General features: G+C 68.8%; 14 protein-coding genes (1 of these 14 cut by a window edge). 9 read left to right on the top strand and 5 right to left on the bottom strand.

The window, feature by feature from the left end; translation table 11 throughout:
* Window positions 1-79 precede the first annotated feature (79 nt).
* Both DK412_RS24655 and DK412_RS24650 read left to right on the top strand, forming a co-directional pair.
* Entirely contained in the window at window positions 80-700 is a 621-nt protein-coding gene (locus DK412_RS24655) for a DUF892 family protein (protein WP_109974118.1), read from the top strand.
* A 239-nt stretch (window positions 701-939) separates the two neighbouring features.
* The gene (locus DK412_RS24650; protein ID WP_109974117.1) at window positions 940-2,055 is read left to right on the top strand and encodes a calcium-binding protein; all 1,116 of its coding nucleotides are present in this window, start codon (window positions 940-942) and stop codon (window positions 2,053-2,055) included.
* 97 nt (window positions 2,056-2,152) lie between these two features.
* Here DK412_RS24650 and DK412_RS24645 read toward each other — a convergent pair whose 3' ends face one another.
* Both DK412_RS24645 and DK412_RS24640 read right to left on the bottom strand, forming a co-directional pair.
* The gene (locus DK412_RS24645) at window positions 2,153-4,468 is read right to left on the bottom strand and encodes a xanthine dehydrogenase family protein molybdopterin-binding subunit (RefSeq protein ID WP_109974116.1); all 2,316 of its coding nucleotides are present in this window, start codon (window positions 4,466-4,468) and stop codon (window positions 2,153-2,155) included.
* Window positions 4,469-4,796: 328 nt separating this feature from the next.
* Complete coding sequence (locus DK412_RS24640; RefSeq protein ID WP_109974115.1) at window positions 4,797-5,168, bottom strand: HigA family addiction module antitoxin; 372 nt, start codon at window positions 5,166-5,168, stop codon at window positions 4,797-4,799.
* 608 nt (window positions 5,169-5,776) lie between these two features.
* Between DK412_RS24640 and DK412_RS24635 the strand changes: the two genes are divergently transcribed.
* The 3 genes from DK412_RS24635 (at window position 5,777) to DK412_RS24625 (ending at window position 7,267) form a co-directional block, all read left to right on the top strand.
* On the top strand, window positions 5,777-6,010 hold the full coding sequence (locus DK412_RS24635) for a hypothetical protein (protein ID WP_109974114.1): 234 nt from the start codon (window positions 5,777-5,779) through the stop codon (window positions 6,008-6,010).
* A gap of 301 nt (window positions 6,011-6,311) precedes the next feature.
* The gene (locus DK412_RS24630) at window positions 6,312-7,028 is read left to right on the top strand and encodes a Crp/Fnr family transcriptional regulator (protein ID WP_245447241.1); all 717 of its coding nucleotides are present in this window, start codon (window positions 6,312-6,314) and stop codon (window positions 7,026-7,028) included.
* Complete coding sequence (locus tag DK412_RS24625; RefSeq protein ID WP_109974113.1) at window positions 7,025-7,267, top strand: hypothetical protein; 243 nt, start codon at window positions 7,025-7,027, stop codon at window positions 7,265-7,267. The genes DK412_RS24630 and DK412_RS24625 overlap by 4 nt, the downstream gene beginning before the upstream one ends.
* Before the next feature lie 461 nt (window positions 7,268-7,728).
* On the opposite strand, the gene DK412_RS24620 is transcribed toward DK412_RS24625, so the two are convergent.
* From DK412_RS24620 to DK412_RS24610, 3 genes are read right to left on the bottom strand one after another with little or no spacing between them, the layout of a single operon-like run.
* Complete coding sequence (locus tag DK412_RS24620; RefSeq protein ID WP_109974112.1) at window positions 7,729-9,492, bottom strand: response regulator; 1,764 nt, start codon at window positions 9,490-9,492, stop codon at window positions 7,729-7,731.
* Entirely contained in the window at window positions 9,485-9,946 is a 462-nt protein-coding gene (locus tag DK412_RS24615; protein ID WP_109974111.1) for a response regulator, read from the bottom strand. Before DK412_RS24615 ends, DK412_RS24620 begins: the two co-directional genes overlap by 8 nt.
* A 9-nt stretch (window positions 9,947-9,955) precedes the next feature.
* Window positions 9,956-12,211: an ATP-binding protein gene (locus DK412_RS24610; protein WP_109974110.1), complete on the bottom strand. Its 2,256-nt coding sequence runs from the start codon at window positions 12,209-12,211 to the stop codon at window positions 9,956-9,958.
* A gap of 462 nt (window positions 12,212-12,673) precedes the next feature.
* Between DK412_RS24610 and DK412_RS24605 the strand changes: the two genes are divergently transcribed.
* From DK412_RS24605 to DK412_RS24590, 4 genes are all read left to right on the top strand, one after another.
* Entirely contained in the window at window positions 12,674-13,678 is a 1,005-nt protein-coding gene (locus DK412_RS24605) for a LysR family transcriptional regulator (RefSeq protein WP_348629406.1), read from the top strand.
* 121 nt (window positions 13,679-13,799) lie between these two features.
* Window positions 13,800-14,993 (top strand): CaiB/BaiF CoA-transferase family protein, encoded by a 1,194-nt coding sequence (locus tag DK412_RS24600; protein ID WP_109974109.1) that lies wholly within the window; start codon window positions 13,800-13,802, stop codon window positions 14,991-14,993.
* Between the two features lie 5 nt (window positions 14,994-14,998).
* Complete coding sequence (locus tag DK412_RS24595) at window positions 14,999-15,928, top strand: hydroxymethylglutaryl-CoA lyase (protein ID WP_245571981.1); 930 nt, start codon at window positions 14,999-15,001, stop codon at window positions 15,926-15,928.
* A 141-nt stretch (window positions 15,929-16,069) separates the two neighbouring features.
* A protein-coding gene (locus DK412_RS24590; RefSeq protein ID WP_109974108.1) for an MFS transporter crosses the window boundary here: on the top strand, window positions 16,070-16,126 show its 5' portion. 1,266 nt of this gene lie beyond the right edge of the window; the window shows 57 of its 1,323 coding nt (coding positions 1-57); the start codon lies at window positions 16,070-16,072; the stop codon falls past the right edge of the window.

Raw genomic sequence — 16,126 nt, 5'->3', positions numbered from 1 at the left:
TTCCCGCGTTCTGCCTGCGGTCTCGGTTCGACGAGCCGGTGATCGGGTCAGCTGACCTAAAGTCAAGGCAGGCGCGCGTATGGCAACGAAGCAGAAGACATTGCAGGACGCGTTCTACGAGACGCTCAAGGACGTGTACTATGCCGAGCGGCAATCGGTCCGTGCGCTGAAGAAGGCGGCCAAGTCGGCGCAACACGAGGAGTTGCGGCAGGCCTTCGAGACCCATGCCGAGGAGAGCGCAACCCAGGTCGAGCGGATCCAGCAGGTCTTCGACATCATCGGCAAGCCCGCCCGCGGCAAGACCTGCGAGGCGATGCAGGGCCTGACGAGCGAGATGGAGGAGGATCTGGAAGATTTCGGCGACGGCCCGGCCGCGGATGCCGTGCTGGCGGCGTGCGCCCAAGCCCTCGAACACTACGAGATCGCTCGCTACGGCACCTTGAAAACCTGGGCGCTCCAGCTCGGCCACGAGGACGCCGCCCGGCTGCTCGACGAGACGCTCCAGGAAGAGAAGAAGACCGACCAGCTGCTGACCGACCTCGCCGAGCGCCTCAACGCCGAGGGCGACGAGCCCGCCTCCGGCGAGACGGAGCCCGGCGACACCAAGTCCGGTTCGTCCAAGTCCGGTTCGTCCAAGTCCGGTTCGTCCAAGTCCGGTTCGTCCAAGTCCGGTTCATCCAAGGCCGGCAAGGCGGCCTGAGCCGCCATGGCCGGGAGGCGCCGGCGCGGCGCCTCCCTCGATCCTGTCTGTTAACCCGGCGGCGCAGAATTCTGCGCCGTCGATATTCGCACGTTACAAGTAGTGATCGTCCCGACGTCAGCAATAATGCAGATAATGGCCAAAAACACACATCGATTCACATGAATTAAAGTTCGATCGTTTGGTGTTGATAACTTTGCGCCGTCGCAACTCCTGTCCAATCCTCGGAAGGATGAAGCATGGCCACGATCCTCGGCACGAACGGCAACGACGTCCTCACCGGGACGACCGCCAACGACGTCATCCTGGGGCTCCCAGGGAACGACACGATCACCGATCCGGGCGGCTTCAACCGCATCGACGGGCAGGACGGCAACGACGTCGTCACCGGCGGGGCCGACATCGACTACATCGCCGGCGGACCCGGCAACGACGTCATCTATGGCGGCGGCGGTGTCGATCAGCTCATCGGCGAGGCCGGCGACGACCTGATCTATGGCCAGGACGGCGACGACTACGCCGCCGGCAATCCGGGCAACGACACGATCTACGGCGGCGCCGGTAACGACTTTTTCGTCGGCGAGCAGGGCAACGACCAGGTGTTCGGTGAGGCCGGCAACGACTTCGTCGCCGGTGGCGAGGACGACGACTTGGTGAGCGGCGGCGACGGCAACGATCTCGTCGACGGTGATCTCGGCAACGACACGTTGTTCGGCGATGCCGGCAACGACGTGCTGTTCGGCGATGTCGGCAACGACCGGATGAATGGCGGCCCGGGCAATGACCGGCTCGACGGCGCGGCCGGCACCGACACGGCGGTGTTCGACGCCGCCTTCCGCGACTTGGCGGTCGCCTCCTCGGGCTCGCTCGTGACCTTCCGCGGATCGACGGGCACCGACGAGGTCAAGAACACCGAGGTGTTTGAGTTCTCCGACCGCACGATCGTGCAGGCCGACGGCAACGCCGCGGTCGACGACCTGTTCTATCTCAGCCAGTACACCGACGTGCTGCTCGCCGGCCAGGACCCGGAGGCGCATTTCGGCCAGTACGGCTGGCGCGAGGGCCGCGACCCGAACGCCTATTTCGACACCAAGGGCTATCTGGCCGCCTACAGCGACGTGGCCGCGGCCGGCATCGACCCGCTCCAGCACTACCTGCAATATGGCTGGAAGGAGGGCCGCGACCCCTCGGCCAATTTCGACACCAAGGCCTACCTGGCGGCCAATCCCGACGTGGCGGCGGCCGGCATCAACCCGCTGGAGCATTTCTTGCAGTACGGCGCCGGCGAGGGCCGCGCGGTGCAGGCGGGCGACGGCGCCTTCGCGACCGCCACGGCGCCGGGCGTCTATACCTGAGCAGCCCCTGGTCCCCCGCTCATGAAAACGGCGCCCGGCCAGGAGGCCGGGCGCCGCGGGCCGGGCGCCGCGCTTCAGGACGCGAGGACCGTCGCCATCAGGCGGCGGCGGCCTTGCGCAGGGGCGCCAGGGCCGCGAACATCCGGGCCGGGGTCGCCGGCATGTCGATGTCGCGCAGGCCCACGCTGCGGTCGAGGGCGTCGACCACCGCGTTCATCACCGCCGGGCAGGAGCCGATGCTGCCCGCCTCGCCCGCGCCCTTGATGCCCATCGGATTGGTGGTCGAGGGCACGTTCTTCGTCTCGAAGTGGAAGAACGGCACGTCGCCGGCCCGCGGCATGGCGTAGTCCATGAAGCTGGCGGTCAGGAGCTGGCCGTCGTCGTCGTAGACCGTGCGCTCGTGCAGGGCCTGGCCGATGCCCTGCACCACGCCGCCATGGACCTGGCCGGCCAGCAGCAGCGGGTTCACCACGATGCCGAAATCGTCGCAGATCGAGTAGCGCACGACCTCGGTGATCCCGGTCTCGGGGTCGATCTCGACCTCGGCGACGTGGGTGCCGTTGGGGTAGGTGGCGCTCGGCGGCACGAAGTCGCCCTGGCCGGTCAGCATCGCCTCGCTGGCCTTCGGCAGGTTCGCCAGCGCCGCGAAGTCGATCGACCTGTCGGTGCCGGCCACCCGCACCGCGCCCTCGGCGATCTCGAGGTCGCCCACACCCGCTTCCAGCTCCTCGGAGGCGAGCTCCTTGAGCTTGCCGGCGAGGTTTTTCGAAGCTGCCCCCACCGAGATGCCCCCGACGGGAATCGAGCGCGAGCCGCCGGTGCCGGCGCCCGTCGCGACCTTGTCGGTGTCGCCCTGCACCATCCGGATGCGCTCCAGCGGCAGGTCGAGATGCTCGGCGGCGAACTGGGCGTAGGCGGTGGCGTGGCCCTGCCCGTTCGACTGGGTGCCGACATAGACGGTGGCGCCGCCGTCCTTGTCGAGGGTGATCTTGACGTCCTCGCCCTCGCCCCAGGCGGTGCACTCGATGTAGGTGGCGAGCCCGATGCCGCGGACCAGGCCGTTGCGGCGGGACTCCTCGGCGCGGGCCTCGAAGCCGCCCCAGTCGGCCGCCTCGATGGCGCGGCCCATATGGGCGGCGAAGTCGCCGGTGTCGTAGGTGCGGTCGCCGATCGGCGTGGTGTAGGGCATCGCGCTCGGCGGGATGAAGTTGCGCCGGCGGATCTCGGCCGGCGACATCCCGGTCTCCCGCGCCGCCCGATCGACCAGGCGCTCGATCAGGTAGGCCGCCTCCGGCCGCCCGGCGCCGCGATAGGCGTCGACCGGCACGGTGTTGGTGTAGACGCCGCGCACCCGGACGAACACCGCCGGGGTCTTGTAGACGCCGGTCAGCATCGTGGCGCCGAGATAGGGGATGTAGGGCCCGTACTGCGACAGGTAGGCGCCGAGATCGCCGATCACGTCGAAGCGCATGGCGAGGAAGGTGCCGTCCTGATCGAGCGCGACCTCGCCGACCGAGAGGTTGTCGCGCCCCTGCGTGCAGGCGACGAAGTGCTCGCCCCGCTCCGACACCCACTTCACCGGCCGGTTCAGCCGGCGCGCGGCTTCCGCCGCCAGCGGGTACTCGCGGTAGGTGAAGGTCTTGGTGCCGAAGCCGCCGCCGACATCGCCGGTGACGACGCGGATCTGGTCCTTCGCGACCCCGAGCACGCCGGTCAGGGTCTTGCGCAGGCCGTGCACGCCCTGGCTCGGGATGGTGAGGGTGAAGCGCTCGGCCCCCGCATCGTACTCGGCGACGACGCTGCGGGTCTCCATGTAGTTGGTGACGAGGCGCTGGTTCTCGACCTCGACCTTCACCACCTTGGCGGCCTTGGCGAAGGCGGCGTCGACCGGCGCCTTGTCGCCCATGGTCGCGTCGAACGAGACGTTGTCGGGCTGCTCGTCCCACACGGCGGCGGCGCCGCCGGCGATCGCGCCGCGGATGCCGACGACGGCGGGCCGCACGTCGTAATCGATGCCGATCGCCTCGACGGCGTCGCGGGCCTGGGCCACCGTGTCGGCGACCACGAAGGCGACGGCGTCGCCGATATGCTTGACGACGCCCTTGGCGAGCAGCGGGATGTTGGCGACGTGGTTCTGGCTGCCGTCGCTGTTGGGCAGCGGCGCCTGGCACTTGATGTCGCCGAGATTGGCCACGTCCTCGGCGGTGAGCACGAGGCGCACGCCGGGCATCGACCGGGCGGCCTCGATATCGGTGATGGTGAACGTGGCGTGGGCATGCGGGCTGCGCAGCAGGGCCGCGTGCAGGCAGCCCTCGGGGGCGTGGTCGTCGCCGTAATGGCCCTCGCCGGTGATCAGCCGACGATCCTCGACCCGGCGCAGCGGCTGGCCGAGACCGAACTTGGTCACTGTCATGAGAACCTCGCGATGCGATGCGGAACGGGGTGCGCGAGCGGGCGCGCGGCGCGGAGGCCGGCCGACGGGGATCGGGGCGCGCGGGCTCGCGTGATCGGGGGGATGCGACGGCGGACGGCGTCCACTCCCGCCTGCGCGGGGACGCGGATCCGGATCGGTCGGGCTTCGGCCATGGACGTCACCATGGGTCCTGCCATGCGGCGTTCATCCTCCCGTGGGCCGGCCGAGCGTGCGGACCGGTCCTTATCGGAGCGAACCTAGCACGTCGGATCGGAAGCGTCTGCGGCACTGCTGACGCGGCTTGCCTCGTCCCTGCGCCGCAGGAGCGTCACGCCGCGTCCGGCACGGGGCTGATCCCGTCCAGCTCGGCTCCGATCGCCGCCAGCAGCGTCTCGCTCTCGAAGCGGATCTGGAGGTTGAGCCAGAACAGGTGCGAGGTGCGGAAGGAGCGGCCCAGATCATCCGCTTCACAAATTCGCAGGGCGGTGTCGGCGCTGATGCCGATCTCCTCCTTCACGATGCGCTCGATGCGCGAGCGCGGCAGGTTGAGGGCCTTGGCGACCGCGCCGGCGGAGAGGCCGAGCGGCGCCATGAACTCCTCGCGCAGAATCTCGCCCGGGTGGACCGGCGGCAGCACCGTGATACCCGCGGGATCGTCGAAGGACCGCCGCAGGGCGTCGAGCGTGTTGGTATCCGACATGGAGCAGCCCTCCTCAAGCCCGTTTCGCTCCGCGCGATGGTCTCGACATCCTCCGCCGCGCGGCCCCGGGATGACACTCGGGTCAAGACCCTATCAGCTTGACCGCATGAAGGGCTGCTGAGGGTGGGGAGCGGCCGTCTCCGACGCCACCGTCAGGCCGCGATCGTAGCCATGACCACAGCAACATATTATTTAATTGTGCACCTCTTAGATTATCAGGAGACGGTTGAGAGTAAATGTGCGCTTCTGGATCTATGTTAGTGCGCCTTGCCTGCTGTCGATTTACGGACGTCGGATCGTCGATATCGACCCCCGCCTGCCGACGACTGTTAGAGCATCTAATGCCCCGGTTTTTTTTCGATACCCGCGCTGGCGACTTTATGGAAGATGATGTGGGGACTGAGTTCCCCAACGCCCATGCCGCTCGTGATGCTGCGATTGCAATTCTGCCTGCCATCGCGCGGGATGAGACAGGCGCGGGTCAAGGCCGAGAGGTTTCGGTGCTGATGCGCGATGAGGCTGGGCGAGACCTCTTCGCGGCTTCCTTGACCCTCAGTGCCGCGTGGCTGGTTGATGGCGCGTAGGCCGACATGAACGAACGGTACGAGATGCTGGATTACATGCGCACGATGGCTAACGGCATCGCGGCGGTTGAGGCGGTAGCTGACCATGTGGTTGAGGTTGCTGCCGAGCTGGATGCCGATGGCCAAAGCGGCGCGGCTGACGTGCTACGCATGTTGGCGCGCAACCATCGGGTCAGATCCCTGGAGCTTCAATGCCAGCTTGCCGCCCTGGGCGGGGACTACATCGCCCTGCGGCAGGACACGGCCGGTTGGATGTAGAGATTTCCATCTAAAAAAATCGAGGCAAATTGCTGTAAAACTTGAGAAATTTATCCAATCACAACGGGCGAAAATCCGATTGAATGATGCTCTCAAAGAGCTAAATCGACACAAAAACACACGCCTTGCACAAAAATAATATGCCCCAGGTTGATCTAAGTTACTCGCAAAAACCAACATCCGACCCACTTTCATCGCATCATCGGCGTATCCGCGACAGGTGCCGTTGGCCGGGAGAGCCGTGCGCTTCCACCTGCAAAGCAAGGGGGAGCCCGCTATGGCCCCCACACCGAACCACTCCATGGACATGCTCATCCGCAAGTTGGAGAGCATCTCGCGGATTTCCGACGAGGAGCGGCGGGCCATCGAGCACCTGCCAGTCACGGGCAGGCATTTGGCTGCGCATCAGGACATCGTGCGGGAGAAGGATCAGCCGTCGCAGTGCTGCCTGCTACTAGAGGGCTGGATGTGCCGCTATCAGGTCCTCAGCGAGGGCAAGCGCCAGATCTTCTCGTTCCACATTCCGGGCGACATCCCCGACCTGCAGAGCCTGCACCTGAAGGTGATGGATCACAGCGTGTGTACGATGACGCAGGCTACGGTGGCGTTCATCCCGCACGAGGCACTGCTCGAACTGACGGCCGCGCTCCCGGACATCGCGGCGAAGCTTTGGCGTGACACCCTGGTGGACGGAGCGATCTTCCGGCAGTGGATGACTGGGATAGGTCGGCGCTCAGCAACCGAGGCGATCGCGCACCTCTTCTGCGAGATGTACGTCAAGCTCGAGGCGGTAGGGCTCGCGCGGGATCACGCCTACCGGCTGCCGATCACGCAAGCAGAACTGGGCGATGCGCTCGGGCTGTCGAACGTCCACGTCAATCGTACACTGAGAGAATTACGCCGAGGAGAATTGATAACGTTGCACGGTGGGAAGCTCGAGATTAATAATTGGCAGGAAATCGCCAAGCTGTGCGACTTTGATCCGACGTATCTGCATCTGGAACGGCGAGCCGCATGAGCCTTCATCTTCAGCCCATGCCGATTGCGATGGGTAGCGGCGACACGGAGAGCCATCTGGTCTTCGCGGATGGATTCCTCGTGGCCGTACTGGTGCGCCTCTCTGACGATCATGAGGACGAAGCAGACATGTGGTTCTTGGAGGCGGGGTTCGGCCGGGTCGATGACCAAAGCCAGCCTAAGTTCGCCGATCTGGACGAGGCGCAGGAGTGGCTCCAGCGTCGATTGGATGGCGGCTGATCCTCGTCGCACTTCGCGGCCCGGGACCGTAGTCGGGGTTCCGAGAACGGAGGCCATCGTGCATCCAGATCAACCCGCTCGCACCAAGGGCGAGGTGAGCATCAGACAGGTTGTTGAGTTGCTAGGCTCTTTGGTCGAGGAGGGTCTGCAATGCCATGTCGGGGTCCGTCATGGGACGCCATCGACCGTGACGGTGATGGTGCGGGATCTCACCCCTGCTCTTACCGATCGCATCTGCGCCCGACTTTGCACGTTGGACGCTAGGATCATCGTCATCGAAGACTTGTCTGCCGGGTAGGCGGCGGGGCGGGTTCCTCGACGTTGGAACCTAAGCTCAGTCTGCTTGAACGCGTGAAGGGCTGCTGAGGGTCGGAAGCAGCCCCCACATGGTCAAGCTGATCGGGTTCTGGCCCTGGGGTGCGAGATCTGTCGCGGTGTAATCGGGTCGTCCGCGTGCGCCGCTACCCCCGCGCCTTTCCCGCCGCCCGCACCGGCGCCTCGGCCCCGCCGCTCACCAGGGTCAGCCGCGGGCGCGGCTCGAGGATCGAAGCGACCTTGCGCTCCAGGTCCTCGCCGCGGAACGGCTTCTGCACCACCCGGTCCTCGCCGCCGCCCTCGATCCGCGACAGGGCGGTGTGGTCGGCGTAGCCGGTGACGAACAGGATCTGGATCTGCGGCCAGCGGCTGCGGATCACCGTCGCGACCTCGGCCCCGTTCATGCCCGGCATCGCGAAGTCGAGCACCGCGAGGTCGACGCAGGGGTCGGCCTCCAGCGCCTGGAGTGCCGCGAAGCCCGAGCTCGCCTCGCGGATCGCGTAGCCGGCCTCGCCGAGGCGCGTCGTGGTGATGTCGCGCACGGCGCTGTCGTCGTCGACGACCAGCACCACCCGCCTGTCGCCCGGGTCGCGCCAGCCGGCGCAGTCGATCTCGACCGGGCGCACCTCGCGCGGGGCGGCCTCCGCCGCCACCCGCGGCAGGTAGACCCGCACCGAGGTGCCCTCGCCGGGCGCGGTCTCGATGCCCACGCCGCCGCCCGATTGCTTGGCGAAGCCGTAGACCTGGGCGAGGCCGAGGCCCGAGCCCTTGCCGACCTCCTTGGTGGTGAAGAACGGCTCGAACACCCGGGCGAGCACGTCGGGCGCGATGCCGGTGCCGGTGTCGCTCACCGCCACCATGGCGTAGTCGCCCGGCGGCGGTTCCTCGGGCCGGGTCGGCTCGGCGGTGAGCGCCACGTTGGCGGTCTCGATCGTCAGGCAGCCGCCGACCGCCATCGCGTCGCGGGCGTTGATCGCGAGGTTGAGGATGATGAGCTCGATCTGGGTCGCGTCGACGAGGGCCGGCCAGAGGTTGGGCTGCAGCGTCATCTCGATGCGGACCGAGCCGCCCATCGAGCTCTGGAGGAGGTCGCGCATCGAGGCCACGGTCTGGTTGAGCTGCACCGGCACCGGCGCGAGCTTCTGGCGGCGCGAGAAGGCGAGGAGCTGCGCCGTCAGCCGGGCGCCGCGCTCGGCCGCGCCGCGCATCATGTCGAGCCGGCGCTTCGAGCGCTCGTCGGAGACCGCGCGCTCCAGGAACTCGATGTTGCCGGCGATCACCGTGAGCAGGTTGTTGAAGTCGTGGGCGACGCCGCTGGTGAGCTGGCCCACCGCCTCGAGCCGCTGGGCCTGGCGCAGGGCATCCTCGATCCGCTCGCGCTCGGCGATCTGGTGCTGGAGGGCCGCGTTGGTCTCGGCGAGCTCCCGCGTCCGTTCCGTGACGCGCTGCTCGAGGGATTCGTTGAGGTCGCGCAGGGCCTGCTCGGCGGCGTCGCGGCGCAGATGGGCGCGGGCCTCCGACAGGGCGCGCAGGATGACCCGCGGCAGCCGGTCGAGGCGCTGCTTGGTCACGTAGTCGGTGGCGCCGTGCTTCAGCGCCTCGACGGCCACGTCCTCGCCGAGGGTGCCGGAGACGAACACGAAGGGGACTTCCGGGCAGTTCGCCCGGGCGGTGGCGAGCGCGCTCATCCCGTCGAAGGCGGGCAGCACGTAATCGGCCAGGATGATGTCGTGGCGGCGCTGCACGGTCGCCGTCGTGAACGCGTCGCGGGTGATCACCCGGTCGACCGCGACGGCGAGACGCGCATCCTCCAGGATGGCGCAGAGCAGCTCGGTGTCGAGGTCGCTGTCCTCGAGCAGCAGGATGCGCAGGGGCGCGCCGCCGTCCGCCGGCGCCGTCGCCTCACTCACCGGAGGTCCAATCGGTGCGGTGCGGCGGCGGCTCGTTGAGGACGGCCCAGAACACGCCGAGGTCCTGGATCGCCTCGAAGAATTCCTTGAACCCGACCGGCTTGACCACGAAGGCGTTCACGCCGAGCTGGTAGGAGCGCACGAGGTCGCTCTCCTCCCGCGACGAGGTCAGCATCACGATCGGGATCGCCCGCATCTTCGGGTCGCCCTTCACCGCCGCCAGCACCTCGAGCCCGTCGACCTTCGGCAGCTTGAGGTCGAGCAGCACCACGGCGGGGTCCTGTGCCGGCCGGTCGGCGTGCGGGCCCTGGCGGCGCAGGAATTCCAGTGCCTCGGCGCCGTCGCGGCAGATGACGATCTTGTTCGCCAGCTGGCTCTTCTCGAGCGCCGCGAGGGTCAGCTCGATATCGTTGGGGTTGTCCTCGACGAGGAGGATCGGCTTGAGGTCGGCCATGGCGCGTCTCTAACGGATGGGGAGCGTGAAGTGGAAGGTCGCGCCCTGGCCGAGGACGCCCTCGGCCCAGACCTGCCCCCCGTGACGCTCGACGATTCTGCGGACATTCGCGAGCCCGATCCCGGTCCCCTCGAACTCCTCGACCCGGTGCAGGCGCTGGAACACGCCGAACAGCTTGTTGACATAGGCCATGTCGAAGCCGACGCCATTGTCGCGCACGGAAAAGACTGCCTCCCCCTCGCGGTCGGCCTCGCGCGAGACCTCGATCACCGCCTCGGGCCGGCCGCGGGTGTACTTGACCGCGTTCGACAACAGGTTCTCGATCACCAGCCGCATCATCACCGGGTCGGCCTGGGCCCGGCCCAGCGGTCCGACCTGCCAGCGGATCGCCCGCTCGAGGGGGATGTCGCGGATCATCTTCCGGCGCACGTCCTCGACGAGCTGGTTCATGTCGCAGGGGATGCGGTTGAGGGCGTTGCGGCCCATCTGCGAGAAGGTCAGCAGGTTGTCGACGAGGGTGCCGGCGGAGAACGCCGCCTCGATGATGGTGTCGACGTAGCGCCGGCCGCGCTCGGTGAATTTCTCGCCCTCGCGCGAGCGCAGCAGCTCGGCGTAGCCGACGATGTGGCGGAACGGCGCCCGCAGGTCGTGGCTGACCGAGTACGAGAACGCCTCCAGCTCCTTGTTCGAGCGCTGCAATTCCTCGGTGAGCGCCGCCAGCTCCTCGGCCCGGCGCAGCACGATGCCGAGCACCGCGGCGCGCAGGTCCTTGGCGGTATCGATCTCGGGCACGGTCCAGGGCAGGGAGCGGCCCTGCAGTGTCTCCTTCCAGGTCTCGAAGGACTTGCGCGGGTGCAGCCGGTCGGGTCCGCCGGCCGGGTCCTTGGAGGTGACCTTCTGCGGTTCGCCGCCCCAGCGCACGGTCTGCACCACCTCGGGCCGGAACCACAGCACGTAGCTGGCGTACTTCTCCGAGATCGAGATGGCGAGGAGCCCGCTCGCGGTGTCGGCGATGGTGCGCGCCGGCGGGAATTCCTCGCCGAGCGCGTCGGTGACGTGCACCGCCTCGCCGCCATGCTCGGCCGAGAGCCAGTCGTAGACCGCCCGCACCTGCCGCTCCGAGGGGGTGCGGCCCATCAGGTGGCAGCGCTGGTCGGTGACGATCGCCGCCCCGCCGGCATTGGCCATCGCCAGCACGTCCTCGGGGTGGTTGAGGAAGCCTTGGACGAAGGTCTCCTCCTCGGCCATGAAGCCGAGGAGCCGCGACTGGATCGCCCCCAGCGCCAGGCGCTGCTCGGAGAGCGCCCCGCGCTCCTTGGCGGCGAGCTGCAGCGCGAAGGTCTGGGTGAGGATGTCGCAGGCGTTGCGGGTCTGCAGCGGCACCCGCCGCGGCGTCTTGTTGTGGCAGGAGATCAGGCCCCACAGCGCGCCCTCGACCAGGATCGAGATCGACATCGACGCCATGGTGCCCATGTTGCGCATGTACTCGACATGGACCGGCGAGACGCTGCGCAGGATCGACTGGCCGAGATCGAGGGGCTGGCCCGTCGTCGGCGACAGGGGCGGCACCAGCGGCACCGGCTCGTAGCCGGCATCCGGGATGATGCGCAGCCGGTTGCGGCGGTAGAGCTCGCGGGCCTGGGCCGGGATGTCGGAGGCGGGAAAGCGCAGGTCGAGATAGGAGGGCAGCACGCCGTTGCCGTCTTCGGCCACCACGGTGCCGTGCCACTCGCGGTCGAAGCGGTAGACCAGGGCGCGGTCGAACCCGGTGAGCAGGCGGATGTCGGCGGCGAGCAGCCCGCACAGCTCCTCGACGCTGGAGGCGCCGTGCAGCGCCTCGATGAAGGCCCGCAGCCGTGGGTAGAGCGTGTCGAGGCTGCCCGACGCGGCGGTCTCGCCGGCATTCTCCTCGAATTCGAGCACCGTCCGGTCGCCGGAGCGGTGGGCGGCGAGATCGTAGAGGCGCGGGCCGGCCCCGGTCTCGAGGGTCAGGACGCCGAGATAGGCCGCGCCGTCGTGGTCGAGCTGCGTCGTCAGCGCCTCGACGAGGGGCGCCCCGATCTCCGGCATCGCCTCGGCCAGCGACTTGCCGTGGGCGTCCGCCGCCGGGCGGCCGGGGAGGTCGGGCAGGTTCGCGCTGGCCTGGGCGACGTGCAGGTCCGGTCCCTCGAGCGCCAGCAGGAAGCCGTGCGGCTGCAACGTGCCGAGGATGTGGATCGGCTCCTTGTCGCAGGCCGTGAGTTCCGCCGGTTGCACAGACCGCATGGCCGCCCTCGTCCCTCGCACCGCTCGAATCGTGACCGGGTTCTACCGAGGCACCTTAAGGGAAGGCAGCCAATCCCACCAGTGCGCGAAACCCGCACGGCGGCGTGAATCGACCGCTCTCGCAGGTTCTCGTGCGGCATCCCGTGCGGACTCGTTTCCCGACGATCGGTGATCGATCACAGGCTTCGCGGTCGACATCAATAGGTGTATCGCGGCTGACGGCCAGTAATCTTTGTATCATGCCCTCCTGAACACAGGGTATTCGTCGATCATCGGGACCCGCTCGGTCGAAGAGGCGTGAGCCCTCACGCAGGCGGAAGGCCCGCATCCATTCGGCGAGGGCCGGGCCCACGAGCGGCCCGCGACGGACGGCCCGCGCTGCCGCAGAGGCCGGGACCGACGGCGCGTTGGCGCGCCGCCGCCGAGGCGCGTACGATCCGCGGCCGGCATGCGCGGGTCGCAATCCTGCCGAAGCTCCGGTCAACTTACCCAACTGCGAGGAGTGAACGCGCCATTCCCGACGAGCTTCCCGCCTCCGGCCTCCTCAACCGCCTCGACCTCAAGACGCTGCGGCTGTTCGCGGCGATCTGCGAGGAGGGCACGCTCAACGGCGCGGCGCGGGCGGCCGCGATCGCGCCGTCCGCCGTGAGCAAGCGCCTGGGCGAGATGGAGCAGGCCTTGGGGTGCCAGCTGCTCACCCGCGAGCCGCGGGGCATGCGCCCGACTCCCGCCGGCGAGACGCTGCTCCACCACACCCGCCGCATGCTGGCGAGCGCCGAGCAGATCGCGCTCGAACTCGCCGAGCACGCCAAGGGGGTGCGCGGCATCGTCCGGATGCTCGCCAACCTCTCGGCGATCGTGCAGTTCCTGCCCGAGGACCTGCGCGCCTTCCTGGCCCGGCACGGCGCGATCAAGATCGACCTCGAGGAGCGGCCGAGCGGCGGCGTGATCCGCGGCGTCGCCGAGGGCGCGGCCGAGATCGGGATCTGCTCCGGCTCCGTCGCGGCGCTCGACCTGCGCAGCCACCTCTACCGGCGCGACCGGCTCGTCCTGGTGATGCGCAAGGAGCACCCGCTCGCCGCGCGCCCCTCGATCGCCTTCGCGGAGGCGCTCGGCTACGACTTCATCGGCCTGCACGCCCAGAGCTCGATCTACGACAGCGTCCGCGCCGAGGCGCAGCGCACCGGCCGCCCCTTGCGCCTGCGGGTGCACGTGCCGGGCTTCGACGCGGTCTGCCGCATGGTCCAGGCCGATATGGGCCTCGGCGTCATCCCCGAGCAGGTCTTCGGCCTGATCGGCGGGGCGATGCAGCTCGCGGCGGTGCCGCTCGTCGATCCCTGGGCCGCGCGCGAACTGATCATCGTGACGCGGCCCGGCACGCTCTCGCCCGCCGCCGGGCTCCTCGTCGCGCATCTGTCCCAAGCGCATCGGTCCCAAGCGCACCTTTCCCCGGCCGCCGCGTCCTGATCCCGCGTTCCTCCTCGCTTGCGTTCTCCGTCCGCGAACGATTGCTCGCGAGATACGGTTGGATCGCTGCCGCCCTCCTCCAGTATAGACATGCACAACCAAGACTGATGGAGGACACGCCATGAGCGGACCGCTCGCGGGCATTCGCGTTCTGGAACTCGGCCAGCTCATCGCCGCGCCCTTCGCCACGCGCCTGATGGCGGAATTCGGCGCCGAGGTGATCAAGGTCGAGCCGCCCGGCGAGGGCGACCCCCTGCGCAAGTGGCGCAAGATGCACGAGGGCACCTCGCTCTGGTGGTACCTGCAGTCGCGCAACAAGAAGTCGATCGCCGTCAACCTGAAGTCGCCGGAGGGCCTCGCGGTCGTCAAGCAGCTCGCCGAGAGCGCCGACGTCGTGGTCGAGAACTTCCGGCCCGGCGGCCTGGAGAAGCTGGGCCTCGGCTGGGACGTGCTCTCGGGCCTCAACCCGAACCTCGTGATGGTCCGCATCTCCGGCTACGGCCAGACCGGACCCTATCGCGACCGGCCCGGCTTCGGCGCCATCGGCGAGTCCATGGGCGGCCTCCGCTTCACCACCGGCGATCCGAGCACCCCGCCGGCCCGCGTCGGCGTCAGCATCGGCGACACGCTCGCCTCGCTCCACGGCGTCATCGGCGCCCTGATGGCGCTCCTGCGGGTCAAGACCGGCCAGGGGGCCGGCCAGGTCATCGACGTCTCGCTCGTCGAGAGCGTGTTCAACGTCATGGAGAGCCTGGTGCCGGAATACGACCTCCTGGGCGAGGTCCGCACCCGCACCGGCGGGGCGCTGCCGGGCATCACGCCCTCGAACACCTATCCGACCAGGGACGGCGGCTTCGTCGTCATCGCCGGCAACAGCGACCCGATCTTCCGCCGCTTCATGGCGGCGATCGGCCGGCCCGACCTCGCCGAGGATCTCAGCCTCCGCAACAACGAGGGCCGCTCGAAACAGGCCGCGATGCTGGATGCCGTCATCACCGACTGGACGAAGAGCCGGAGCGTGACGGAGGCGCTGGAGGTGCTCGACCGGGCCGAGGTCCCGGCCGGCCGGATCTACTCGGTCGCCGACATCGTGACCGACCCGCACTACCTCGCCCGCGACATGATCCTGCAGGCGGACCTGCCCGGCGACGCGCGGGTGAAGATGCCCGGCATCGTGCCGAAGCTCTCCGAGACCCCCGGCACCGTGCGCTGGCAGGGCCCGGCCCTCGGCGCCCACACCGACTCGGTCCTGTCCGAGCTCGGCTTCGACGAGGCCGCGATCTCGGCGCTGCGCCAGAACGGGGCTGTCGCGTGAGCGAGATCGTCATCCAGGATTCGATCATCGTCCAGGAGGTCGCGACCCGCGACGGCTTCCAGATCGAGCCGGTCTTCGTGCCGACCGCGGAGAAAATCGGGCTGATCGACGCGCTCTCGGCGGCCGGCTTCACCCGCATCGAGGTCTCGTCCTTCGTCTCGCCGAAGGCGGTGCCGGCGCTCGCCGACGCGACCGAGGTGTTTTCGGGCATTACCCGCCGCCCAGGCACCACCTACGTCGCCCTCGTCCCGAACCCGAAGGGCGCCGAGCGGGCGCTGGCGGCTGGTGCCGACGAGATCAACCTCGTCGCCTCGGTGAGCGAGACCCACAACCGCGCCAATATGGGCATGACGCCCGAGGCCTCGATCCGGGGCTTTGCCGCGATCATGGAGACGGTGCGGGGCCAGGTCAGCGTCAACGCGACCGCCGCGACCGCCTTCGGCTGCCCGTTCGAGGGCCCAGAGCCCGAGGACAAGGTGGTGGCGCAGGTCGAGCGCTACTTGGGCCTGGGCGTCGACGGCGTGACGCTCGCCGACACGACCGGCATGGCCAATCCGCGCCAGGTCGCCCGCCTCGTCGCCCGGGTGCTGCCGCTGGTCGGGCCGGAGCGCCTGACGCTGCACTTCCACAACACCCGCGGCTGCGGCCTCGCCAACGTGCTCGCGGCCTTCGAGGCCGGTGCGCACCGGTTCGATGCGGCGCTCGGGGGCCTCGGCGGCTGCCCGTTCGCACCCGGCGCCACCGGCAACATCTGCACCGAGGACCTGGTCAGCATGGCCGAGGAGATGGGGCTCGCGACCGGCCTCGACCTCGACGCGCTCATCGCCCTCTCCCGCGACCTGCCCCGCCTCGTCGGCCACGACGGGCCGGGCCAGGTCGCCAAGGCCGGCCGGCCGCTCGACCTGCACAAGGCCCCGCCGCTCAAGGCGGCCTGATACCCGGCGGGACGCGCCCGACAGAAGGCGGTCCCGCCCCTCGTCCCACCGCACGAAACCCTGCCACGCCCGCATCCCCGGGCGAAGGCACCCCCATGCCCGCATCGCGGGCGACGTCTTTGCATGCCCGGAGGATACCCCATGGCCATCGCCACCGCCGGCCCGCTCGCCGGCACCGAGTCCCTCACCGAAGCGAGC

Origin of the sequence: Methylobacterium sp. 17Sr1-1 (assembly GCF_003173775.1) — a bacterium.
In the GTDB taxonomy this organism is placed as follows: Bacteria; Pseudomonadota; Alphaproteobacteria; order Rhizobiales; family Beijerinckiaceae; genus Methylobacterium.
The sequence above is the reverse complement of the archived record's forward strand: the minus strand, read 5'-3'. Positions and strand labels throughout refer to the sequence as shown.

Excerpts from the sequence above, each read along its gene's own strand:
- DK412_RS24655 (WP_109974118.1), top strand. The coding sequence starts at position 80 with ATGGCAACGAAGCAGAAGACATTGCAGGACGCGTTCTACGAGACGCTC.
- DK412_RS24650 (WP_109974117.1), top strand. The coding sequence starts at position 940 with ATGGCCACGATCCTCGGCACGAACGGCAACGACGTCCTCACCGGGACG.
- DK412_RS24645 (WP_109974116.1), bottom strand. The coding sequence starts at position 4,468 with ATGACAGTGACCAAGTTCGGTCTCGGCCAGCCGCTGCGCCGGGTCGAG.
- DK412_RS24640 (WP_109974115.1), bottom strand. The coding sequence starts at position 5,168 with ATGTCGGATACCAACACGCTCGACGCCCTGCGGCGGTCCTTCGACGAT.
- DK412_RS24635 (WP_109974114.1), top strand. The coding sequence starts at position 5,777 with ATGCTGGATTACATGCGCACGATGGCTAACGGCATCGCGGCGGTTGAG.
- DK412_RS24630 (WP_245447241.1), top strand. The coding sequence starts at position 6,312 with ATGGACATGCTCATCCGCAAGTTGGAGAGCATCTCGCGGATTTCCGAC.
- DK412_RS24625 (WP_109974113.1), top strand. The coding sequence starts at position 7,025 with ATGAGCCTTCATCTTCAGCCCATGCCGATTGCGATGGGTAGCGGCGAC.
- DK412_RS24615 (WP_109974111.1), bottom strand. The coding sequence starts at position 9,946 with ATGGCCGACCTCAAGCCGATCCTCCTCGTCGAGGACAACCCCAACGAT.
- DK412_RS24610 (WP_109974110.1), bottom strand. The coding sequence starts at position 12,211 with ATGCGGTCTGTGCAACCGGCGGAACTCACGGCCTGCGACAAGGAGCCG.
- DK412_RS24600 (WP_109974109.1), top strand. The coding sequence starts at position 13,800 with ATGAGCGGACCGCTCGCGGGCATTCGCGTTCTGGAACTCGGCCAGCTC.